21 protein-coding genes and 2 tRNA genes are annotated in these 21203 nt (G+C 65.0%); 4 read left to right on the top strand and 19 right to left on the bottom strand.

The window, feature by feature from the left end; translation table 11 throughout:
• Positions 1–27 precede the first annotated feature (27 nt).
• The 19 genes from ToN1_RS10855 to ybgC form a co-directional block, all read right to left on the bottom strand.
• The gene (locus ToN1_RS10855; RefSeq protein WP_169208241.1) at positions 28–912 is read right to left on the bottom strand and encodes a branched-chain amino acid ABC transporter permease; all 885 of its coding nucleotides are present in this window, start codon (positions 910–912) and stop codon (positions 28–30) included.
• An 86-nt stretch (positions 913–998) separates the two neighbouring features.
• Positions 999–2216, bottom strand: coding sequence for an ABC transporter substrate-binding protein (locus tag ToN1_RS10850; protein ID WP_169208218.1), 1218 nt, complete (start codon positions 2214–2216; stop codon positions 999–1001).
• A 28-nt stretch (positions 2217–2244) separates the two neighbouring features.
• A complete protein-coding gene (locus tag ToN1_RS10845) occupies positions 2245–2973 on the bottom strand; it encodes an ABC transporter ATP-binding protein (RefSeq protein WP_169208219.1) in 729 nt (242 codons plus the stop codon).
• Positions 2966–3721, bottom strand: a complete 756-nt coding sequence (locus ToN1_RS10840) for an ABC transporter ATP-binding protein (RefSeq protein WP_169208220.1) — start codon at positions 3719–3721, stop codon at positions 2966–2968. Before ToN1_RS10840 ends, ToN1_RS10845 begins: the two co-directional genes overlap by 8 nt.
• Positions 3722–4037: 316 nt before the next feature.
• On the bottom strand, positions 4038–5678 hold the full coding sequence (locus tag ToN1_RS10835) for an acyl-CoA synthetase (protein ID WP_169208221.1): 1641 nt from the start codon (positions 5676–5678) through the stop codon (positions 4038–4040).
• A gap of 186 nt (positions 5679–5864) precedes the next feature.
• Positions 5865–7526, bottom strand: coding sequence for a putative bifunctional diguanylate cyclase/phosphodiesterase (locus ToN1_RS10830; RefSeq protein WP_169208222.1), 1662 nt, complete (start codon positions 7524–7526; stop codon positions 5865–5867).
• 145 nt (positions 7527–7671) lie between these two features.
• Positions 7672–7747: transfer RNA gene (locus ToN1_RS10825), tRNA-Lys, on the bottom strand.
• A 28-nt stretch (positions 7748–7775) separates the two neighbouring features.
• Positions 7776–7851 (bottom strand) — tRNA-Lys (locus ToN1_RS10820).
• A gap of 68 nt (positions 7852–7919) precedes the next feature.
• The gene (locus ToN1_RS10815) at positions 7920–8906 is read right to left on the bottom strand and encodes a response regulator (RefSeq protein WP_169208223.1); all 987 of its coding nucleotides are present in this window, start codon (positions 8904–8906) and stop codon (positions 7920–7922) included.
• 18 nt (positions 8907–8924) lie between these two features.
• Entirely contained in the window at positions 8925–10724 is a 1800-nt protein-coding gene (locus tag ToN1_RS10810; RefSeq protein ID WP_169208224.1) for an ATP-binding protein, read from the bottom strand.
• A gap of 178 nt (positions 10725–10902) precedes the next feature.
• On the bottom strand, positions 10903–11586 hold the full coding sequence (gene queC, locus ToN1_RS10805) for a 7-cyano-7-deazaguanine synthase QueC (protein ID WP_169208225.1): 684 nt from the start codon (positions 11584–11586) through the stop codon (positions 10903–10905).
• A 62-nt stretch (positions 11587–11648) separates the two neighbouring features.
• A complete protein-coding gene (queE, locus tag ToN1_RS10800) occupies positions 11649–12311 on the bottom strand; it encodes a 7-carboxy-7-deazaguanine synthase QueE (protein WP_169208226.1) in 663 nt (220 codons plus the stop codon).
• A 7-nt stretch (positions 12312–12318) separates the two neighbouring features.
• A complete protein-coding gene (ybgF, locus tag ToN1_RS10795; protein ID WP_169208227.1) occupies positions 12319–13047 on the bottom strand; it encodes a tol-pal system protein YbgF in 729 nt (242 codons plus the stop codon).
• Positions 13047–13580, bottom strand: a complete 534-nt coding sequence (gene pal / locus ToN1_RS10790; RefSeq protein WP_169208228.1) for a peptidoglycan-associated lipoprotein Pal — start codon at positions 13578–13580, stop codon at positions 13047–13049. Before pal ends, ybgF begins: the two co-directional genes overlap by 1 nt.
• A 47-nt stretch (positions 13581–13627) precedes the next feature.
• A complete protein-coding gene (gene tolB / locus ToN1_RS10785; protein WP_169208229.1) occupies positions 13628–14920 on the bottom strand; it encodes a Tol-Pal system beta propeller repeat protein TolB in 1293 nt (430 codons plus the stop codon).
• A gap of 84 nt (positions 14921–15004) precedes the next feature.
• Positions 15005–15868 (bottom strand): energy transducer TonB, encoded by an 864-nt coding sequence (locus ToN1_RS10780; protein ID WP_169208230.1) that lies wholly within the window; start codon positions 15866–15868, stop codon positions 15005–15007.
• The gene (gene tolR, locus ToN1_RS10775) at positions 15865–16275 is read right to left on the bottom strand and encodes a protein TolR (protein ID WP_169208231.1); all 411 of its coding nucleotides are present in this window, start codon (positions 16273–16275) and stop codon (positions 15865–15867) included. The genes ToN1_RS10780 and tolR overlap by 4 nt, the downstream gene beginning before the upstream one ends.
• A 16-nt stretch (positions 16276–16291) precedes the next feature.
• Positions 16292–16966 carry a protein TolQ gene (gene tolQ, locus ToN1_RS10770; RefSeq protein ID WP_169208232.1) on the bottom strand — a complete coding sequence of 225 codons (675 nt, stop codon included), beginning with the start codon at positions 16964–16966 and terminating at the stop codon, positions 16292–16294.
• Positions 16963–17409, bottom strand: coding sequence for a tol-pal system-associated acyl-CoA thioesterase (ybgC, locus tag ToN1_RS10765; protein ID WP_280516669.1), 447 nt, complete (start codon positions 17407–17409; stop codon positions 16963–16965). The genes tolQ and ybgC overlap by 4 nt, the downstream gene beginning before the upstream one ends.
• A 182-nt stretch (positions 17410–17591) precedes the next feature.
• Here ybgC and ToN1_RS10760 point away from each other — a divergent pair, with 182 nt between their 5' ends.
• Genes ToN1_RS10760 through ToN1_RS10745 form a run of 4 tightly spaced genes read left to right on the top strand, consistent with a single transcriptional unit; the run spans position 17592 to position 21203 of the window.
• Entirely contained in the window at positions 17592–18773 is a 1182-nt protein-coding gene (locus ToN1_RS10760) for an STAS domain-containing protein (RefSeq protein WP_169208233.1), read from the top strand.
• A gap of 35 nt (positions 18774–18808) precedes the next feature.
• A complete protein-coding gene (gene hslV / locus ToN1_RS10755) occupies positions 18809–19348 on the top strand; it encodes an ATP-dependent protease subunit HslV (protein ID WP_169208234.1) in 540 nt (179 codons plus the stop codon).
• Positions 19345–20676 carry an ATP-dependent protease ATPase subunit HslU gene (gene hslU / locus ToN1_RS10750; protein WP_169208235.1) on the top strand — a complete coding sequence of 444 codons (1332 nt, stop codon included), beginning with the start codon at positions 19345–19347 and terminating at the stop codon, positions 20674–20676. Before hslV ends, hslU begins: the two co-directional genes overlap by 4 nt.
• Before the next feature lie 26 nt (positions 20677–20702).
• Positions 20703–21203, top strand: a complete 501-nt coding sequence (locus ToN1_RS10745; RefSeq protein ID WP_244861025.1) for an acyloxyacyl hydrolase — start codon at positions 20703–20705, stop codon at positions 21201–21203.

The following is a 21203-nucleotide window of genomic DNA, read 5'->3' as shown; positions in this document are numbered from 1 at the left end:
CGGCGGCGCGGTGATGCGGCATGGCGTTCATCGCTCCCGTCCGAAAAGTCCGGCCGGCCGCAGCAGCAGCACGATGCCCATGATGACGAAGATCACGACCGCGGAGGCTTCCGGATAGAACACCTTGGTCAGGCCTTCGATCAGGCCGAGTCCGAGGCCGGTGACGATCGAGCCCATGATCGAGCCCATGCCGCCGATGACGACCACGGCGAACACGACGATGATGAGGTTGGATCCCATCACCGGGTTTACCTGCAGCACCGGCGCGGCGAGCACGCCGGCGAAGGCCGCGAGCGCGACGCCGAAGCCGTAGGTGAGGGTGATCATCAGCGGCACGTTGATGCCGAAGGCCTGCAGCAGTTGCGGGTTCTCGGTGCCGGCGCGCAGGTAGGAACCGAGCTTGGTGCGCTCGATGATGAACCAGCTTCCGAAGCACACCACCAGCGACACCGCGATGACCCAGGCGCGGTATTTGGGCAGGAACATGAAGCCTAGGTTGTAGCCGCCCGACAGCAGCTCGGGGACCGGGTAGCTCTCGCCCGAGATGCCGAAGCGGTAGCGGAACAGCCCCTCGATGATCAGCGCGAGGCCGAAGGTGAGCAGCAGGCCGTACAGGTGGTCCAGCTTGTACAGATGCTTGAGCATCGTGCGTTCGATCAGCATGCCGAGCGCCCCGACGACGACGGGGACTGCGATCAGCGCGAACCAGTAGTTGAGTCCGAGCCAGTTGAGGCCGATCCACGCGCAGAAGGCGCCCATCATGTACAGCGCGCCGTGCGCGAAGTTGATGATGTTGAGCAGGCCGAAGATGATCGCCAGCCCGAGGCTGAGGGTCGCGTAGAACGAGCCGTTGATGAGCCCGATCAGCAACTGCCCCATCAGGGCCTGGATCGGAATGCCGAAGATGTCCATGGTCTCGCGCTCGGGTGTCTTGCGGGCCGCGGGATCGTGAGCGCCTGTGGCGCCCACGATCCCTGGTCATGGCCGGGCTGGTGTGTCTACTTCTTGACCAGCGGGCACTTGCTCTCGGCCAGCGGGATGAAGGCGTCGTCGCCCTTGATGACCTCGCGGATGTGGTAGTAGTCCCACGGATACTTGGACTCGGACGGCTTCTTCACCTGCGCGAGGTACATGTCATGCACCATGCGGCCGTCGGCGCGCACCTTGCCGTTCTTGGCGAAGAAGTCGTTCACGGGCATCTCGCGCATCTTCGCCATCACCGCCTTGGCCTCGTCGGTGCCGGCCGCCTTCACGGCCTTCAGGTAGTGATAGACGGACGAGTAGTTGCCCGCCTGCACCATCGTCGGCATGCGCTTCATCTTGTCGAAGTAGCGCTTCGACCATGCGCGCGTCTCATCGTTGTAGTCCCAGTAGAAGCCCGTCGTCAGATACATCCCCGCCGTCGCCTCGAGGCCCAGGCTATGCACGTCGGAAATGAACATCAGCAGGCCGGCGAGCGACTGCTTGGGCGTGATGCCGAACTCCTTGGCCTGCTTGATCGAGTTGATTGTGTCCGCGCCGGCATTGGCGAGGCCGATCACCTGCGCGCCCGAGGCCTGCGCGCTCAGCAGGAAGGACGAGAAGTCGCTGCCCGGGAAGGGGTGGCGCACGCTGCCGAGCACCTTGCCGCCGCTCTTGGTGACGACGTCCGAGGTGTTCTTTTCGAGCGAATGGCCGAAGGCATAGTCGGCCGTGATGAAGTACCAGTTCTTGCCGCCCTGCTTGACCACCGCCTTCGCCGTGCCAACCGGCAGCGAGTACGTGTCGTAGGTCCAGTGCACGGTGGTGTCATTGCACTGTTCGTTGGTGATCGGTGTCGAGCCCGCGCCCGATATGAGCGAGATACGGTTCTTCTCGTTGGCGACCTTCATCACCGCGAGCGCGGTCGAGGTCGTCACGAGGTCGACGATGGTGTCGACCTTCTGCGTGTCGAACCACTCGCGTGCCTTGTTGGCCGAGATGTCGGCCTTGTTCTGGTGGTCGGCGGAGATGACCTCGATCTTGAAGTCCGGTTTCTCCTTCGCGATGAAATCCTCCACCGCCATTTTCGTCGCTTCCACCGTGCCGGGGCCGGCGAGGTCGGAGTAGGTGCCCGACATGTCGGTGAGCACGCCCAGTTTCACGGCACCATCGCTGACATTGGTGGCCGCCTGCGTGAATGCCGGCGCCATCGCGACGGCTGCTGCCACTGCCGAACCCAGAATCTTGCGCTTCATCCTCTCTCTCCTCCTCGTATGCCGGGGCTCAAACGCCCAGCAGTTTTTGCAGCAGGGGCATCTTCGAATCGAGCTCGTCCTTCCTCACCATCTCGACGATGCGGCCATGTTCGATCACGTAGTGGCGGTCCGCGAGCGGCGCCGCAAAGCGGAAATTCTGTTCGACCAGGATGATGGTCAGGCCCTTCTCCTTGAGCTGCGCGATGACGCGGCCGAGGGTCTGCACGATCACCGGCGCGAGCCCCTCGGTGATCTCGTCGAGCAGCAGCAGGCGCGCGCCGGTGCGCAGGATGCGCGCCATCGCCAGCATCTGCTGCTCACCCCCCGACAGCCGGCTGCCCGGGCTGTTGCGTCGTTCCTTGAGGTTGGGGAACATTTTGTAGATCTCGTCGAGCGACATCCCGCTGCTGTTCACCGCGGGCGGCAGCAGCAGGTTCTCCTCGGTCGACAGGCTCGCGTAGATGCCGCGCTCCTCGGGGCAGTAGCCGATGCCCAGGTGCGCGATGCGATGCGTCGGCAGGTCGATGACCTGGTGGCCGTTGATCATGATCGAGCCGCTGCGCCGGCCGACCAGCCCCAGGATGGCCTTCAGCGTGGTCGTGCGGCCGGCGCCGTTGCGCCCCAGCAGCGTCACCAGTTCGCCGCGGTTCACCTGGAAGTCGATGCCGTGCAGGATGTGCGACTCGCCGTAGAACGCGTGCAGGTCATGCACCCGCAGCATCTCGGAGTCGGGCGTGAACGCGCTCGCCTTAGCCATGTGCTGTACCCATGTAGGCTTCCAGCACGCGCGCATCGGCCGAGACGAATTCGTAAGGCCCTTCGGCCAGCACGGCGCCGCGCTGCAGGACGGTGATCGTGTCGCAGATGTGCGAGACCACGCCGAGGTTGTGCTCGACCATCAGCACCGTGCGGTTGGCCGCGACGCGCTTGATCAGGTCGGCCACGCGCCCGACATCCTCGTGGCCCATGCCCTGGGTCGGCTCGTCGAGCAGCATCAGTTCGGGTTCCAGTGCCAGTGTCGTCGCGATTTCCAGTGCGCGCTTGCGTCCATAGGGCAGTTCCACCGTCACCGTGTCGGCGAAGGTCTGGAGGTCGACCGACTCGAGCAGTTCCATCGCACGTCCGTTGAGCACATCCAGACTCCGGGCGGAGCGCCAGAAGTGGAAGCTCGTGCCGAGCTTGCGCTGCAGCGCCACGCGCACGTTCTCGAGTACGGACAGGTGCGGGAACACCGCCGAGATCTGGAAGGAGCGTACGACTCCGCGGCGCGCGATCTGCGCCGACTTCTCGGGCGTGATGTCGATACCGTTGAAGTGGATGGTGCCGCGCGTCGGCGTGAGGAACTTGGTCAGCAGGTTGAAGACGGTCGTCTTGCCCGCGCCGTTGGGGCCGATGAGGGCATGGATCGTGCCCCGCCGGACGTGCAGGTTGACCTTGTCGACCGCGACGAAGCCCTTGAACTCTTTCGTGAGGTCACGGGTTTGAAGTATGTAATCCGAGCCCATCGCGTCTGTCAGATCCTGCCTCTCTCTGTGGGTCGAAGCTGAACTGCGCCGGCAGCGGGATGCCGGTATAAACACGCGTCGTCGTCAAGGAGCGGGGAAGGACGGCGACCTGATGATTATAAGAATCGATGTTGCGTCAATATGTATCGTTGATCACGGTCGGCACAAGTTAACACCCGTGCATGGGGGCGTCAATGTGGTCGGACTAGGGGTGAACCCGCATGCCTGCTCGATCTGCGGGAAGTGATGTGCAAGAAAAAGGCCGCGGTTGCTTGCGCAACGGCGGCCTTTGCGGACCTTGTCCGGCGACGCGGATTTACTCGATCGCGGACGCCGATTTCGCCTGCTCGCGCAGCACGAATTTCTGGATCTTGCCGGTCGAGGTCTTGGGCAGCACGCAGAATTCGACGAACTTCGGCACCTTGTAGCGCGCGAGGTGTTCGCGGCAGTGCGCGATGATGTCCTCGGCCGTCACCGCGGCGCCTTCCTTGACCTCGATGTAGGCCGCGGGCACCTCGCCCCACTTCGGATCGGGCTTCGCCACCACTGCCGCCGTCATCACGGCCGGATGGCGGTACAGCACGTCCTCGACCTCCAGCGACGAGATGTTCTCGCCGCCCGAGATGATCACGTCCTTGGAGCGGTCCTTGATCTTGACGTAGCCGTCGGGCTGCATCACGCCCAGGTCGCCGGTGTGGAACCAGCCGCCCGCGAAGGCCTCCTCGGAGGCCTTCTCGTTCTTCAGGTAGCCCTTCATGACGAGGTTGCCGCGGAACATCAGCTCGCCCATCGTCTCGCCGTCGGCCGGCACCGGTTCCATCGTTTCCGGATTCAGCACCGTGATCGCCTGCTGCATGTGATAGCTCACGCCCTGGCGGCCATTGCGCTCGGCGCGTTGCGCGATCGGCAGCTCGTCCCACTCGGGGTGTTTCGCGCACACGGAGGCCGGCCCGTAGGTTTCGGTCAAGCCATACACATGGGTGATGTCGAAGCCGATGCGCTCCATGCCCTCGATGATTGCGGCCGGAGGCGCGGCGCCGGCGATCAGCGCGGAGACCTTGTGGTCAATGCCGGCGCGCATGCCTTCCGGCGCGTTGATGATCATGCCATGGACGATCGGCGCGCCGCAGAAGTGGCTGACCTTGTGCGTCCGGATCAGCTCGCAGATCAGCGCGACGTCGATCTTGCGCAGACAGACATTCACACCGGCGTTGGCGGCCATCGTCCACGGGAAACACCAGCCGTTGCAGTGGAACATCGGCAGGGTCCACAGATACACCGAATGCTGCGGCATGCCCCAGCTGATGATGTTGGACGCCGCGTTGAGGTAGGCGCCGCGGTGGTGGTACACGACCCCCTTGGGGTTGCCCGTCGTGCCCGAGGTGTAGTTCAGCGCGATCGCGTCCCACTCGTCCTGGGGCAGATGCCACTCGTAGGCCGGATCGCCACCGGCGATGAAATCCTCGTATTCGATCTCGCCGCAACGCTCGGTGCCGGGATACTCCGCATCGAGCGCGTCGATGACGAGCGGCTTGGGGCCGTCGAGCCGTTCGAGTGCGGGGCGGACGATGGTCGCGAACTCGGGATCGGTGATCAGTACCTTCGCCTCGCCGTGCGTCAGCATGAACGCAATGGCTTCCGGGTCGAGGCGGGTGTTCAGCGTGTTGAGCACCGCGCCCGTCATCGGCACGCCGAAGTGCGCTTCGTACATCGCCGGAACGTTGGGCAGCATCACCGCGACGGTGTCGCCGCGTCCCACGCCCTTCTGCACCAGCGCGCTGGCGAGACGGCGGCAGCGCTCATAGGTCTGCGCCCACGTGAACGAGCGGCTGCCGTGGATCACCGACGTGCGCTGCGGATACACATAGGCCGAGCGCTCGAGGTAACTTAGGGGCGAGAGCGGCACGTAGTTCGCCGTGTTCTTGCCCAGACCTTGGTCATATGGACTGTTCGACACGATTTTCCTCTTTATTGGAGTAGTTGATCGATGACGCCGTTGCCGGCGCCTGTCGGGATGAGCGGCCGTCGCCGGCCGTGGGAGTCCTGATGGCGATGGGCGCCAATGTACCCAAATCCGCTAGGCGCACCAAACGCTTCCGGCCCGGAATGGGCGATTGCGGCGCCCTGCGTGCGACGAAAGTGCTCAAGTCCGGCGTTGCGCGAAACGGCGCACGAAGTCTTCGCCCTTCATCGCCTGGCCGTAGAGGTGTCCCTGGAACTCGTCGCAGCCTTCGTTGCGCAGGAACGCGGCCTGATCCTCGGTCTCCACGCCTTCTGCGATCACCCGCAGCCCCAGCGTGCGGGCGACGCCCAGCACGGTGCGCACGATCGTGTCGTTGCCCTGGTTGCGCCCGATGCCGCTCACGAAGCTGCGGTCGATGTTGAGCTTCGATATCGGCAAAGTCTTGAGGTTTCCGAGCGGCGAAAAGCCGGTCCCGAACCCGTCGATCGACAGCCGGATGCCCATCTGGTCTAGCGCCTCGAGGGCAGGCACGACGTAGGCGACATCTGACAGCACCGATTCGCGGAACTCGAACTCCAGCGACTGCGGCGAGATCCCGGTCTCGGCGACCAGTGCGGCGACGCTGTCGACGAAGTCGATGCGTTCGAGCTGTCGTGCCGAGACGTTCAGCGACAGCACAGGCGGCGCGACACCGGCGGCCTGCCACGCGACGAACTGCGTGAAGGCGCGGCGCATCACCCATTCGCCGAGCGGGTGAATGAGTCCGTTGTCCTCGGCGATCGGCACGAAGCGCTCGGGTTCGACGGCGCCCAGCTCGGGGTCGGTCCAGCGCACCAGCGCCTCGACGCCGAGCACCGAACTGCCCGCGACGTCGAACAACGGCTGGAAGTGAAGTTCCAGCGCGCCGCTGGCGATGGCGCGGCGCAGTTGCGTCTCGATCGTTGCGCGCTCGGTGGCGAAGGCCGTCATCTCGGCGGAGTAGAAGCGGTATCCGTGACGGTCGCGGCTGCGAGCCTGCAACATCGCCGCATCCGCGGCGGTCGCGAGGTCGTCCAGCGTGTAGCCGTCCATCGGGTACAGGCTGATGCCGACATTCGCACCGGCGTAAACGTCGATGCCGTCAACGGTGAGCGGCCGCTCCAGCGCCTTGAGCAGCTGGTCGGCCGTCACGCTGGCGTCGCGCGGGCCGTTGATGCCCTCGATCAGCACCAGGAACTCGTTCTCGCCGTAGCGCGCGAGCGTGTCGGTTTCACGCAGGTGCGTTGCCAGTTGCTCCGACGCGGCGACGAGGAAGGGATCGTTCGGCACCTTGCCTTGTGCCGTCACCTCGACCATCAGTACGGCGAGCTGGCGCGCATCGCGCAGGGTGCGCCGCGCGGCCTGTTCGAAGCGGTCGCGCAGCAGCATGCGGTTCGGCAGGCGCGTGAGCGGGTCGTGGTAGGCAAGGTCGCGCAGCTTCTCCTGCTCCGCCATGATCCGGCCGATGTCGGTGAACACGCCAACGTAATGCAGGATTTCGCCTGCCTCGTCGCGCACCGTGCTGATCGACAGCCATTCGGGGTAGATCTCGCCATTCTTGCGGCGATTCCAGATCTCGCCCTGCCAGTGCCCTTCATCCCGCAGCGCAAGCCACATGCGCGCGTAAAACTCGCGACCGTGGCGCCCCGAGCGGAGCATTGCCGGCGTCCTGCCGAGGACGTCGGCGACGGGGTATCCGGTCAGCGCGGTGAATGCGTCATTGACCGCCAGGATGCGACCCTGGGGATCGGTAATCGCGATGCCTTCTGCCGCGTTCTGGAAGACGATGTGGGCAAGCTGCCCAGAGTCCTGAATGGCCGTCATGATCCGCCTCTCGTGCACATCCGGATATTATGCCGAAGCCGGGCGAGACAGGATTTGCTTATCGTCATATGCCGGCCTCGGCGGTGATGCGCGAGGGGGCCGAAAAGCAAGAAGGCCGGCTGCAGGAGCCGGCCTTCTCGGAATCTGGTGGGGGCACTAGGACTCGAACCTAGGACCAATTGATTAAGAGTCAACTGCTCTACCAACTGAGCTATACCCCCGGATTCTGCAGGATTTTCCACCTGTCGGTGGTAGGCCGTGCTGGATTCGAACCAGCGACCAACGGATTAAAAGTCCGCTGCTCTACCAACTGAGCTAACGACCCCCTTGCAGAAGGACCCGAATTCTATGCAAGCGTTCGAGGTCCGTCAAGCAATTGTGACAGAAATTGCTTCAGCCGACGCCGAAGAGGCGGCGGAAGCCCGCGCCGAGCGTGGCCATGAAACCTCCGGCTTTGGCCGCAGCCGCAGTTTCGGCCTGCGGCGCAGTTCGCTCCACATCCGAAATCAGGGATTCCATCGCGCCGGCCGAGGTGGCTTCCACCGTGTGGCGGAAGGTCAGGGCCGGGTCGCTGACGAGCGCGCTGTGCTTGCGCAGCGCCGACTGCAGCACGAGCTTCAGGTAACCCGTGCGGATGGGCTTGGGAACGAAGCGATAGATCTGGCCCTGGTTGATCAGCGTCGTGATGGTGTCGGCGTCACTCTCGCCCGTGAGCATGACGGTGACGATCTCCGGGTGCTTGCTCTTCATCAGGCGCACGAGTCGAGTCGCGTCGATGGTGCCAACTCGGGTCTCGGAAATGATCACCGAGACGTCCTCGCTGTTGAGGATGCCCACGGCATCGGCGAGGTTACGCGTGTAGGACACTTTCGCGCTGGCGCCGACGAGGTCGGCAACGGCCCTCCCCATCTCGGGGTCGTCGTCAATGACCAGGATGCGTTCGCCATTGGCGATGATGGGAGCATCCTCGGGGATCTCGGCGACGGGGGTCTCGGCGGGCTGGGTCTTGGCGATCGTGATCGCCTGCGCGACGACCTTGGGAAGCTCCGAGATGTTCCACGGCTTGTTGATGAAGCGGAACACCTCGCTCTCATTCACCGAGCGCACGATGGCCTGCATGTCCGAGTAGCCGGTGAGCAGGATGCGCATCGTGCGCGGCGAGAGTTTGCGCACTTCGCGCAGAACCTCTACACCGGTCATCACCGGCATGCGCTGGTCGCTGATGACGACGTCGAACTCGTGCTGTTTCACGAGTTCGAGCGCCTCGGCGCCGCTGGTTGCGGTGAACACCTCGAACTGCTTCTGCAGCAGCCACTGCAGCGAGCGGACGATGCCCGGTTCGTCGTCGACGCAGAGTACCTTGCCGGCCAGTCGTGTCATGGGTTTCTCCTGCCTGTGTCAGGCGGCCTGGGCCAAGGGGGCCTGCTGGCGCACCGGTAACGTGACGGTGAAGGTCGTGCCGACACCCATGCGCGTGCTGACGGTGATGTCGCCGCCGTGTTCGGTGACGATGTTACGCGCAATCGCGAGGCCGAGGCCGGTGCCTTCGCCCGCGGGCTTGGTCGTGTAATAGAGGTCGAAGATGTGCGGCAGCACGTCGTCGGGGATGCCGCGACCGTTGTCCTGGACTTCGACGTGAACCTGATCGCCTTCCGCGAAGCTGCGGATGCGGATGCGCCCCGGGCCGTCGATCGCCTGGGCGGCATTGTTGATGAGGTTCAGGAACACCTGGTTGAGCTGCGAGGGATTGCATTCGACGCTGGGCAGCTCGCCATACTCCTCGACGAGTTCGATGTTTTTGGGGAGTACTGTCTGCGCGATGTAGGCGACCGTGTGCAATGCCTTGTTGAGGTCGGCATTGGTCGTCGCGGCCCGATCGAGACGGGTGAAGTCGCGTAGGTTCACGACCAGTTCGGACATCTGGTCGATGCCGCCCAGGACGTCCTTGAGCATCTCCTGCAGCATGGTGACGTCGACATTGCCTTCCTGCAGCTTGTCGAGGTTCGCCCTGAGCTGTGACACCTTGATCGTGACCTTGTCGCCGTCGACGTCCTCGAGGATGGAGGAGAGCCTGCCGGCGACCTTCATCGGCAGTTCCATGCTTTGCAGCGCATCCTTGACCATCAGGATGTTGTTCTGCGAGAACGCGAGCGGGGTGTTGAGCTGGTGCGCAACGCCGGCGACCATCTGGCCGAGCGAAGCCATCTTCTCCGACTGGGCGAGTTGTTGATGGGCGTGGGCGCGGTCGGCTTCCTGCTGGTCGATGATGCCTTCGGCGCGGCGGACGATCGCGAGGAGTGCCGCGAAGAGCAGCGCGAGCAGGCCGGCGATCGTCGCGAACTGGCGATAGGAAGTCGCATCGACCGCCTCCTGGTTGGCGGCCGCGGCTTCGCCGAGCTTGTTCTGGTTCTCGATGGCGGTGGCGCGGATCTGTCCCGAAGTCTGCTGGATCTGCTTCAGAAAGGGCGTCACGTCGGAATAGACCTCGAACACGCCGACGATGCGTGACGTGCCGGGTTCGAGTACGGGCAGGTAGCTGCTGATCAGGTCGCGGTTCTCGACGACGCCTTCGAAGGCGCTGAATTTCCCGCGGTGAGTGAGTTCGCTCTTGGGGACTCCGTCGAAGGCCGCACCGCGCCAGCCTTCATTGGTGCTCTTGTCCTCGCCCATCTGCGCATGTTCGGACGAGTACACAGTGATGCCGCGCAAGTCGAACACCTTGATCTTGAACACGGTGCTCTTCTTCATCGATGCAAACACCTTGGCGTCGATTGACTTGAAGTCCGGCAGGGCCATGATGCGCTTGCCGACGTCCGCGAAGCAGGCCTTCTTCTCGGGCGGCGCGACCTTCTTGCCATTTTCGTCAGCGACGTCGGCGATCGCCTTGCAGTGGTCCACGTCGATAGCCTGCACGTCGGCGACGAATGGCGCGAAATCGCGCTCCCACAGCGCGTTGGCAAAAAGGCGGGTTAGATTGACGTTGCCCGACTCGTGAATCGTCAGCAGGTCGCGGCGGGCCGCCTCCTCCTGCTGCTTGGCGAAGGATTGCTGCACTTCGCCGAAGAACGCGAGCTGCTCGTCGTTCGTGTGCTTGTAGAACTGGCTTTGTTCGCGCTCGAAGTAGATCAGGCTCAGGGCGACGAGGCCGAACATGCCGAGGCTGGCAAGCGTGAAGTACCGAACTAAGCGGAAGCGCATCGAATGATCCCCTTTGAGGCACATTGGCCCTTGGGGAGATGTTACAAAACCTTTCTGCGAGCAGGGCTGACTTAGATCAAAGGGTGCGGGATGCAACAAAACAGCATCCTGCAAATCGATGAGCAAGGTGAAGGAATAAACTCACGTCATCGAAAAATTCACATGGAATTTTCTGCCCTCAGGCGTAGCGCGTAGGATCTGGAAGCCCTGCGACCTCGAATCCGGCACGCCGCAGACGGCACGCGTCGCATCTGCCGCAGGCATGGCCGGCATCGTCGGCCTGGTAGCACGAAACCGTCTGGCCGTAATCGACGCCCAGTGCGCTGCCGCGGCGGATGATGTCGGCCTTGGACAGTGCGATCAGGGGGGCATGAATGCGCAGGCGCGTGCCTTCGACTCCGGCCTTGGTGGCGAGGTTGGCCATCGTCTCGAAGGCGGCGATGAATTCGGGGCGGCAGTCCGGGTAGCCGGAATAGTCGACCGCATTCACGCCGACGAAAATGTCGTTTGCGCCGAGCACCTCGGCCCAGGCGAGCGCAATCGACAGCATCACGGTGTTGCGCGCGGGTACGTAGGTCACGGGGATGCCGTCAGTGCTGCCTTCGACGGGGACGGGGATCTTGTCGTCGGTCAGGGCCGAGCCGCCGAACTGGCCCAGTTCCACACTTGCGACGCGGTGCTCGCGCGCTCCCAGCGAGGCGGCGACGCGGCCTGCGGCCGCGAGTTCGGCGGCGTGGCGCTGGCCGTAGGCGACCGACAGTGCATAGGTCTCGAAGCCCATGTCGCGAGCGATCGCAAGGCAGGTGGCGGAGTCCAGGCCGCCGGACAGCAGAATGACGGCGCGCTTGGGATGGTCGGTCATGGCACGGGGCTCAAAAGGAGGCGAGAACGAAGGGGTGCGGCGCCGCGGAGCGTGTCAGGGATTCAGCGTCCCCGGGCGTCGTTCCACAGGATCTTGTGCAACTGGAGCTGGAAACGTACCGGCAGGCGGTCGCGCACGATCCATTCGGCGAGCAGGGTCGGGTCGAGCCTGCCCTGCACGGGCGAGAGCAGGACGGTGCAGCGTTCGGCGAGACGGTGCAGCGCGATCTGGGCCTTGGCCCAGGCGTAATCGGCCTCGTCGGCGAGGACGATCTTGACCTCGTCGTGCGCGCCGAGGTGGGCGAGGTTTTCCCAGCGGTTGCGCGCGACTTCGCCCGAGCCGGGGGCCTTGAGGTCCATGATGCGCGACACGCGCAGGTCGACGGCGGCGATGTCGAGCGCGCCGCTGGTTTCCAGCGACACGGAGAAACCGGCGTCGCACAGGGCGGTGAGCAGCGGGAGGCAGGATTTCTGCGCCAGCGGCTCGCCGCCGGTGACGCAGACATGCCGGATGCCGTGTGCGGCGACCGCGTCGCACACGTCGGCGATGCTGCGGTTCTCTCCGCCCTGGAAAGCATATTCCGTGTCGCACCAGCTGCAGCGCAGCGGGCAGCCGGTCAGGCGCACGAAGACCGTGGGCAGGCCGACGCGTGTCGACTCGCCCTGGATCGATGCGAAGATTTCAGTGATCCGCAGCCTGGGGCTCGCGGTTTCGGCCTGCGTCATGCGGATTTCAGGGTTTGCGCGCGAGGCGCTGCTTGGCCGCCTTGCCCGCCGAGCTGTCGGGGAAGCGTTCCACGAGCTTCTTCAGCGTTTCCTGCGCAGCCTTGGCTTCGCCGAGGGCCTGCTGGCAGTTGGCGACGCCGAGCATGGCGTCGGGGGCGACGGGGTCGTTCGGCCAGTTCGTCAGCACGCTCTTGAAGTAGTTGTTGGCGACGGCGACGTCCTTGGCCTGCAGCGCGGCATTGCCGGCCCAGAAGTGCGCGCCCGGCTGCACGGGGCTGCGCGGATAGTGCTTGATGAACTGGTCGAAGGCCGTCTGCGCTTCCTTGTACTTGCCTTCCTTGAGCAGGTTCAGCGCGGCTTCGTAGTCGCGCGATTCGGCGGCTGGATCGGCGGCGGGGGCCTCCGGTGCGGCGGCCACGGGAGCGGACTCGAGTTTGCGCACGCGGTTGTCGAGATCGACGTAGAAATCGCGCTGGCGCTGTTTGAGCGATTCGATCTCGTGCAGCAGGACTTCGAGTTGTCCCTGCAGTTTCGATACTTCGGTGCGGAGCAGCTCGTTCTGGTTCGCCAGTTCGAGCTGCCCGCGACTGCTGGCCTCCAGCCGTTCGATGCGGGGGGTGATGTCGGTGCGCAAGTTGGTGATTGCGCGCCGTGCCTCCTCGTCGTCGAACAGAGCGTGCGACGGTGCGATGTGCGACAGGGCGGCAACGACAGCGAGCGGCAGGAGGCGCTTCATCAGAATTCGCCCGAGTAGAGCATGTCACCGCGACGGTTCTGCGCGAAGCAGGATTCCGTCGCTTCCGTGCAGCGCGGCTTTTCCTCGCCCAGGCTGACGGACTCGATCTGCGTCTCCTTGGCGCCCAGCAGGCTCAGGGCCTTGCGCACGGCGTCGGCACGCTTCTGGCCGAGGGCGAGGTTGTACTCGCGGCTGCCGCGCTCGTCGGCGTTGCCCTGGATGAGCATCTTCATCTGCGGGTTCTGCACGAGGAACTTGGCGTGCGCCTCGACCAGCGGGCGGGCGTCGTCGCGGATCACGTAGCTGTCGAAGTCGAACATCACGCTGCGCTTGGACAGGATGTTGTTCGGATCGGTCAGCGCGGCGATGCCGGAGCCGGACGCGCTCGGGGCGGTCACGGTGGCGACGCCGGAGCCGGCGCCCTTGCTGCGGTCATCGACGGCCGCGCCGCCGGCGGGCTGGTCGAAGGTGCCGGTGCTGCTGCACGCGGCGAGAAGGCTTGCCAGGATGGCGGGGACGAGCACTTTTTTCATGGGGTTTCCTGATCTAGTCGAACAGTGTTGCTTTTTGCGGGAGGGAGTTACCGGCTCTGCGGACCCCAGGAGGGCTCGCGGACGTCGGCGGCCTGCACCGACAGGCGCTGCTTCACCCGGCCATCGGACGAAACGGCCGCAAGCACTCCCCGCCCGCCGGTTTCGGTGGCGTAGAGGATCATGCGGCCGTTGGGCGCGAAGCTGGGCGACTCGTCACGCGCCGAGTCGGTGAGGATCGTGGTCTGGCGGGTGGCGAGGTCCATGATGGCCACCTGGAAGCGTCCGCTGTTGCGCGTGATGAAGGCGAGGCTCGTGCCGTCGGCCGAGGGGCGCGGGGTCACGTTGTAGCTGCCATCGAAGCTCACGCGCTGGGCGCTGCCGCCGCTCGAGGAAGTGCGGTAGATCTGCGGGCTGCCGCCGCGATCGGAAGTGAAATAGATCCACTCGCCGTCGGGCGACCATGCGGGTTCGGTGTCGATGCCGGGCGAGGTGGCGAGGCGGCGCACGCCGGAGCCGTCGGCATTGAGGACGTAGAGCTGCGACTGGCCGTCCTTGGTGAGCACGACGGCGAGACGCTGGCCGTCCGGTGCCCAGGCGGGGGCGGAGTTGGAGCCCTTGAAGTTGGCGACCACCTGGCGCTGGCCGGTAGCCAGCGTGTGTACGTACACGACCGGCTTCTTCGCCTCGAACGAGACATAGGCGATGCGCTGGCCGTCCGGCGCCCAGGCGGGCGAGATGATGGGCTCGCGCGAGGCCAGTGCGGTGGCCGCGTTCATGCCATCAGCGTCGGCGATCTGCAGTTCGTAGCGCGGTGCGGCCGTCGGGCCGCTCTTGACGACGTAGGCGATGCGGGTGGAGAAGTAGCCGGGCTGGCCGGTGAGCTTCTCGTACACGAAGTCGGCAATCTTGTGGCCGATGGCGCGGTTCTGCGCCGGCGCCATGCGCATCGACAGTCCACCCAGTTCGGTCTGCTTTTGCGTGTCGAAGAGGCGGAAGCGCACTTCGAAGCGGCCGTCGCCCTGCTGGTAGATGCTGCCGGTGAGGACAGCGTCCGCGCCACGCCCGCGGATCGCGGCCATGTCGGGGATGGCGGTGACGGGCAATGCGGCGATGCCCATGTCGACGAGGCTGAAGAGGCCGCTGCGTTCGAGGTCGGCGCGCACGACGTCGGTGACGCCGCGGGGCAGGGTGCCTTCGTTCTCGAACACGGGGATTGCGACCGGGAAGCGGCTTGCGCCGGCGCCCGTGATCTCGATCGACAGCTGCGCATGCGCGATGGCGCTGACGACGGTCAGCACCGCAGCGATGAGCAGGCGGTAGGTGGAGAGGAGTTTTCTCATGGCTGGGGCTTGCCTAAAGCGAAAGTATAACGAATGGAGTCGATCACGATGCGTAAAGATCGAAACTGTTTTGAATTGGTTCCCTTATTCTTCGAGCGGCCGGAAGTGCAATTCGAGCGTGCGTTCGAACAGACCCGGATCCTTGGGCAGCGGTAGCGGGCTCGAGCGCCGGATTGCGCGCTCGATCGCGTCGTCGAGCGCGGGAACCCCCGAGGAGCGTTTGAGCCGGATGGCGAGCACTTCACCGCTGGGCAACTGGTCGACCTCGAATATCGCCTCGGGGTTGCCGCTCAGTCCCGGCGGGCGTAGCAGGTTGCCGCGCACCTTGGTGCTGATCGCGTTGCGGTAGGCGTCGACGGCGCCTTTCGCGCGTGCGGCCGAGGCGCGTGCTGCGTCCTCGCGCATCATGCGTTCGAGGTCGGCTTTGGCGCGCGTCTGCGCCGCTTCCTGGGCCAGCTTCTGCGTCAGGTAGTCGTCCTTGGGCGGTGTGACGGGCTTCGGCTCGGGTTTTACTTCCGGCTTCTTCGGTTCCGGCTTCGGTTCGGGCTTCTTCGGCTCCGGCTTCGGTTCCGGTTTTGGCTCGGGCTTGGGCGGCTTCTTGATCTCGGGCGTCTTGGTCGCGATGTCGGGCTTGGGGACGGGCTTGGGTTCCGGCTTGGGGTCCGGTTTGGGTTCGGGCTTCGGCTGGGGCTTGGGCGGCTCCGGCTTGGGTTCCGGTTTTGGTTCGGGCTTGGGTTCCGGCCGGGGCTCCGGCGCGGGTCGCGGCAATGCCGGCTCGGCGGCGGGCGGGGCGACGAGTTCGACCTCGAGCGCCGCGGGCGGGCTGCTCTGCCAACGGATGCCGAAGAGCAGGAAGGCGACGAGGCCCAGGTGAACGACTACCGTCAGCGCCAGCGAGGCCCACTTGCCGGGCTCGTCGCGCTGCAGGTCAAGGTGCGTGTCTTTCATCGGGTGCTGCTGGTACTCGTCTGCAGGCCGACTTTCTGGAAGCCCGCCTTGCGGATGCTGTCGAGCGTGTCCATCACGCGTTCGTAAGACACCTGCTTGTCCGCGGCGACCAGGATGGGTTGCTGGGGATTGCGCTGCAGCGCGTTGTGCAGTTCGCGCAGCAGCTCGGTGTTGCTCATCTTCTGTTCGGTCGAGCCGCTCGTGACCTTGAAGGTCAGCGAGCCGTCCTTCTTCACGGACACCACCATCGCCTCGGCCGGCGGTTGCGGCACCCCGCCCACGGTGGGGAGATCGACGCTGCCGGTCTGGATCATCGGCGCGGTGACCATGAAGATCACGAGCAGCACCAGCATCACGTCGATGTAGGGCACGACGTTGATCTGGTTCATCAGGCGGCGCTGGCGCATCGGTGTTTCCTCCCGCTCAGCGCAACTGGCGCTGCAGGATGTTCGAGAACTCTTCCATGAAGCTCTCGAAGCGGATGCTGATGCGGTCGATGTCGTGCGCGAAGCGGTTGTAGGCGACCACCGCGGGTATCGCAGCGAAGAGGCCGATCGCGGTGGCGACGAGCGCCTCGGCGATGCCTGGGGCCACGTTCGCCAGCGTCGCCGAGCTGACGTTGGACAGGCCGCGGAAGGCGTTCATGATGCCCCACACGGTGCCGAACAGGCCGATGTACGGGGACACCGAGCCGACCGAGGCGAGAAAGGCGAGGTGCGCCTCGAGGTCGTCGACCTCGCGCTGGTAGGTCGCGCGCATCGCGCGGCGCGCGCCGTCGATGATCGACGCGTTGTCGTGGCTCTTGCTGCGCAGCTTGGTGAATTCGCGGTAGCCGGACTCGAAGATGCGCTCCATGCCGCCGGTTTCGTGGCGGGCGGCGGCGGCCGACTGGAATAGCGAGTTGAGGTCGCCGCCACTCCAGAAGTCGCGCTCGAAGCCGTTGGTCTTGCTGCGGGCGGCGCGGATCTGGAAGGACTTGCGGAAGATCCAGTACCAGGAGACGAGCGACAGGCCTGCGAGCAGGGCCATGACGAGCTGGGCCAGGACGCTGGCCTGGCCGATGAGGCTGATGATCGAGAGATCGTGGGAGACGGTCATGCTTGTACGAGTTTTTCCAGTTTTGTGCGCATGTCTGCGGGGAGCGGGGTCGGGCGTTTGCGGTCGAGGTCGACACAGGCGATGACGAAGCGGCCGCGGAACAGGACTTCGTCGCCGCGCATCACCTTCTGCATGAACACCATGCTGGCGCCGCGCAGCGTTTCGACCCCCGTCGTGACGTGTAACGCATCATCGAGCATTCCTGCTGACAGATAATCGCCGGCAACGGAGCGGACGACGAAACCGATGCGCTGTTCGGTCAGCAGGGCCTGCTGTTCGAAGCCTGCCACGCGCAGCCATTCGGTGCGTGCTCGCTCACAGTAACGCAGGTAGTTGGCGTAGTAGATGACTCCGGCGGCGTCGGTGTCCTCGTAATACACGCGGACCGGCAGTGAAAATACGTGGTTTTCGCCGGAGTTTGACGGCGGGCGAGGTGTGTGCATCGCAACATTCTAGCCGACGGTGTGCCGTCTGTTACATCTGCTGCGCGGGTACTGTTTTGCAAAAGGTAAGGTGCGGACGGCCAGGCGGCCGCCCGCGTCGCGGTGGGGGCGCAAGAGCTGCGCCCGAAATGCTATCCTTCCGCATCCCCGACTAGTCCATCTCCGTTCGCACAGGTCGTAACGTGGTTCTTCCATTCTTCGGCAAGAAGCCCGCTCCCGGCACTCAGCCGTCAGGTGCCTCGTCCGGCGCGGCACCCTCGTCGGCTGCGCCCCAGGTGGAGCCACCCGAATTGTCCAAGCTGGATTTCTCGATCGGCGATCCGACGCACGCCCTGGCGCATTGCGCCGGGCAGGTCGAGGTGCAGGAGATGGGGGCGGGCATCGGTGCCGCCTACGAGGAGGCCGCCGTGCTGTACGCGAACGGGAATACGGCGGAGGCGGAAGCGGCGCTCAACGCAGTGCTGGATGGGCAGGGCGGCCATGCGGGCGAAGGGCTGTGGATGATGCTGCTGGACTTGTACCGCCTGACCGGGCAGCGCCAGCGTTTCGAGGCGCGGGTGCTGGATTACGCGACGCGCTTCGAGCGGTCGCCGCCGCCGTGGATGGACCTGTCGAGTGCGCAGGAGCATGTGCGCTCGAACGCGGCGCCGATGGTGAATATGTCGGGCAGCCTCTCCGGGCAGGCCGCGGCGCAGTTCCAGCAGGTCGCGATCATCGGCAAGAAGAGTGGTGCCATCCGCATCGACCTGGGGCGCCTGCGCTCGGTCGATGAAGACGGATGCACGCTGTTCCGCGACGTATTGCGCGAACTGGCGATGGAGAGGGTGAAGGTGTCGCTGCTGAACTGCGGCCAGCTCGCGGAGATGCTGGCGGGGCAGGTGCGCACGGGCGAGCCGAGCGGGCGCGACATCTGGCTGCTGCTGCTCGAGATGCTGCAGCACACCGGCGAGCAGGAGCGGTTCGAGAACCTGGCGGTGGATTACGCGATCACCTTCGAGGAGTCTCCGCCGTCCTGGGAGGCGCGGGCCGGCCAGGCGGCCTCGACGACGGCCGTTCAGGAGGTCGCGCTCGATCTGGATGCGCCGGCGAGCGGCGATTTCGTGCTCGACGGCGAGGTCACCAGCGCGGCGGTGGAGAAGATCCGCAAGCTGGCTGCGCACGCGAGCAGCCTGCAGAGCGTCGAAGTCGACTGCGGCCAACTGCGCCGCATCGATTTCGTCAGCGCGGGCACGCTTTTCAATATTCTTGCAACGCTGCAGGCGCAGGGTAAGACGGTCGTGCTGCGCAACGTGAACGCGATGGTCGCAGCGTTGCTGCGGGTGATGGGCGTCGATCAGGTGGCGTTGGTGCTGCTGCGCAGCTGACCGGGTCGCCGTACCCCCGATTCGAGGAAAAACCAATGGAACAGTATCACGGCACCACGATCCTCTCGGTGCGACGCGGCAATCGCGTCGCGCTGGGCGGCGATGGCCAGGTCACGCTGGGCAACATCGTCATCAAGGCGACTGCCCGCAAGGTGCGGCCGATCTATCAGGGCAAGATTCTCGCGGGTTTCGCGGGCGGTACGGCCGACGCCTTCACGCTGATCGAGCGCTTCGAGGCGAAGCTGGAGAAGCATCAGGGCAACCTGCTGCGCAGCGCGGTGGAGCTGGCCAAGGATTGGCGTACGGACCGCGTGCTGCGACGCCTGGAGGCGATGCTGGCGGTGGCGGATCGCGACAATTCGCTGGTCATCACCGGCAATGGCGACGTGCTAGAGCCCGAACAGGGCATCGTCGCTATCGGCAGCGGCGGCGCCTATGCGCAGTCGGCGGCGCGCGCGCTGTTGGAGAATACGGATCTCCCTCCCGAGGAAATCGTCAAGAAGTCGCTGCAGATCGCGGGAGATCTGTGCATTTATACCAATCAGAGCCATGTGATCGAGGTGATCGAGGGATGACGCAGATGACGCCGCCGGAGATCGTCTCCGAGCTCGACAAGCACATCGTCGGCCAGGGCAAGGCCAAGAAGGCCGTTGCAATCGCATTGCGCAACCGCTGGCGGCGCGCGCAGGTGGAGGAGCCGCTGCGCAGCGAGATCACGCCCAAGAACATCCTCATGATCGGGCCGACGGGTGTCGGCAAGACCGAGATCGCGCGCCGCCTCGCACGCCTGGCGAATGCGCCCTTCATCAAGATCGAGGCGACGAAGTTCACGGAAGTGGGCTATGTCGGCCGCGATGTCGAGACGATCATCCGCGATCTGGTCGAGATCGCGATCAAGGACGGACGCGAGCGGGCGATGAAGACGGTGCGCGACCGCGCAATGGATGCGGCCGAGGATCGCGTGCTCGACGCGTTGTTGCCGCCCGCGCGTCCCGTCGGTTTCGCGGCCGACCCGGAGCCGCAGGACACGGCGACGCGGCAGAAATTCCGCAAGAAGCTGCGCGAGGGAGAGCTCGACGACAAGGAGATCGAGATCGAGGTCGCCGCACATGCGATGACGGCGGAGATCTTCGCGCCCCCGGGCATGGAGGAGCTCACGCAGCAGATCCAGGGCATGTTCCAGAACCTGGGCGGGGGCAAGAAGAAGCTGCGCAAGATGAAGATCGGCGATGCGCTGAAGGCGCTGGCCGACGAGGAGGCCGTGCGCCTGATCAACGACGAGGAAGTGAAGGCGGAGGCGATCCGCGCGGTGGAGCAGAACGGCATCGTGTTCCTCGACGAGATCGACAAGATCGCCGCGCGTTCGGACGTGCAGGGTGCAGACGTGTCGCGCCAGGGCGTGCAGCGCGACCTGCTGCCGCTTGTCGAGGGCACGACGGTGTCGACCAAGTACGGCATGATCAAGACCGATCACGTGCTGTTCATCGCCAGCGGTGCGTTCCACCTGTCCAAGCCGAGCGACCTGATCCCGGAGCTGCAGGGACGCTTCCCGATCCGCGTCGAGCTGGAGAGCCTGTCGGTGGAGGATTTCGTGTGCATCCTCACGCAGACGGACGCCTGCCTGGTGCGCCAGTACCAGGCCCTGCTCGCGACCGAGGGGGTGGCGCTGGAGTTCGTCGATGCCGGCATCCGCCGCCTCGCCGAGATCGCCTTCCAGGTGAACGAGAAGACCGAGAACATCGGTGCGCGGCGCCTGTACACGGTGATGGAGAAGCTGCTCGAGGAGATCTCCTTCGAGGCCGGCAAGAGTGGTGTGGATAAGCTGGTCATCGACGCCGCTTACGTCGATGGGCGGCTTGATGTGTTTGCCCAGCGCGAGGATCTCGCGCGTTATGTCCTGTGAGGTGTCGAATGAGGTTCCTGGTGTGCATGGCCGCTTCCTTGCTGGCGGCGGGAGCAGCTTCAGCGGCGGACCCGGCGGTCAGCGCGTTCCATGGCGAGCACGACAACTACGATCGCACGGGTTTGTCCGTGCGCCTCGGCCCGGTGTGGGAGTCGGACTGGGGCGTGTGGCATGCGGGCCTGCACCCCGAGCTTGAGTTGAGCCAATTTCGTTACAGCGGTTCGAACGACGGTCCGAACACGCTGAACCAGGCGGGCGCGGTCGGCATGTTGCGCATGGTGCGCGGCAAGGGAAGCTTCCAGCCCTACGCGGAATTGGGCCTCGGTGCAGCGCTTCTCAGCCGCACGGACCTCGGGCCCAAAGTGTTCTCGACGACCTTCCAGTTTTCGCAGCACGCCGGACTCGGGATCGAGTTCGCCGGACGTTATTCGGTCGGCTGGCGCTACTCGCATTACTCGAATGGGGACATCGAGACGCCCAACAACGGTATCGACCTGCACCAGTTCTTGATCGGCGCGCGCTTCTGA

It is taken from the genome of Aromatoleum petrolei (assembly GCF_017894385.1).
In the GTDB taxonomy this organism is placed as follows: domain Bacteria; phylum Pseudomonadota; class Gammaproteobacteria; order Burkholderiales; family Rhodocyclaceae; genus Aromatoleum; species Aromatoleum petrolei.
The sequence above is the reverse complement of the archived record's forward strand: the minus strand, read 5'-3'. Positions and strand labels throughout refer to the sequence as shown.